2 protein-coding genes are annotated in these 1701 nt (G+C 63.2%); both read right to left on the reverse strand.

All coding sequences use genetic code 11. The annotated features are described in order from the left end of the window. The coding region (locus tag AC0V2Y_RS27430) for a tyrosine-type recombinase/integrase (protein ID WP_475418416.1) at positions 1 to 1032 on the reverse strand (1032 nt) is incomplete at its 3' end. A gap of 170 nt (positions 1033 to 1202) precedes the next feature. After that, positions 1203 to 1701 (reverse strand): hypothetical protein (locus tag AC0V2Y_RS27435; RefSeq protein WP_475418417.1); only part of this gene is annotated, 499 nt, incomplete at its 5' end.

The raw sequence follows: 1701 nt of genomic DNA on the forward strand, positions 1-1701 counted from the left end.
TCCTCGCCGCCCAAAACCCATCTTCTCCGCCATCCTTTCCTGCGCAGCTTTCACGCAATCCATATCCTTTTCGAGGTAGGCCATCGTCGTGATGGGGCTCTTGTGGCGCATGACGGCCTGTATCGTCTGGATGTTCGCGCCGGCCTCCGACAGCAGCGTCGCATAGCTGCCGCGCAGGCGGTGCGGCGTGAGCCCCTTGATCTGGCTCTTCGCATTAGCGGTTTTCATCGCCGTACGGGCATAGCCGGATTGCAGCTGCGTGCCGTCGGCGCGCGGCGCGATCAGGCCTTCGCCTTTGCGCAAGGGTGCCAGATAGTCGACAAGCCATGGCTGGATAGGGCAAGGCTCGGCCTCGCGGCCCTTGGTGATGCCCGGCGTGTAGGTCTTGCGTTCCCAGTCGATCCACTCCCAGCGCGCAGTTGCTGCCTCTCCCTCGCGCAGGCCCAGGCCGAACAGCAACCGTATGGCCACGGCAACTTCGGGCGTGTCTACCGTCGCGGCATCGACCTGGGCGAGCCAATCGCCAGCCGAAGCGAGCGACAAGATGGCACGCGGGACTTTCTGGACCTTCAACATGGTTACTCGCCATGGCAACCGAAGCAGGATCTCGCGCTTGACGGCCCAATTGACCATCAGCTTGATTACCCGCAACCAGGCATTGGCGGACGCTGGCTTGTGGTCGACCAGGTGCAGGTTGCGCGCTTTCTCGATGTGCAGGGTGGTGATGTCGCTCACCGGCAGATCGCCCAGGTCGTAAAGATGCAGGCGCCGGATCACATCCACCGAACGGCGATGCGCAACACTGGCGACGGGTGCGCGCACCAACTGCCACTCGGCGAACAGTTCGGCCAGCGTTGGTACCGGCTTGCCGCCGTTCGCTCGGGTAACAGCGTCGGCGTAGGCCCGTGCGGCCACAATCTCGGCTTCGTGCTTCACCGTCAGGCGCGTGGTGCGCTGGACGCGCTGGCCGGCCACCTGGTACCGGTAATGCCAAATCTTGCTTTCTCCAACTCGAAATAAAGTTGCGCTCATGTTTTTTCCTATCGTAGCTATTTTTTGTGGCAGTGTTGAGTAATATGCAGCGGCTGGCGCGGCACCAGGGCCGCGCATCCGCACGCGCCGCTGGCTTGGCAGTAGCGAAGTAACGCAGTCACCGTTACAGCGGCGTTACCGGAGCGTTTCCGGGCTTGCGGGCCGCGCCGTCATGGTGATGCTTCGCTATCCCGGAGCACCCGGATCGCAAAGCCGTGGCAGCGCTGCAGTACGTCCACCAGGTCGGCGGGCATGGCCGGGCCCTTCATCCGGGTTTGTCGCCATTGCCCGCAGCGCCTGGCGTTGGCGGTGCCGGCCATGTGCGCGCATTCCAGGCATACCCGCCGTTCATCGTGCTGCTGGTCGCGCACCGTCAGCCGGTGCGCCAGCGCCATTGCGGCCGCCTGATTCAAACCCCGGCCACGAAATAGTGCCGCTCGTGCGCGGGTGATATCGTCGGGCGGCGTCGTGCTCGATGCCTGGCAAGGCAACGCCACTTGGAAAAGTGGTTCAGCGATGGGTTGATCGAGGTAACGCACCAGATCTTCCTTGAAAGGGCGCAGCATGCTTGCGGCGAAATGCACCGCATCGGGCTGGCCTTTCAGTTTGAGAGCGCCACTTGCCAGCTCGACAATTACGCCTGCCTTTTGGCATTCCGCCAGCAGGCTT

It is taken from the genome of Janthinobacterium sp. BHSEK (assembly GCF_056174685.1).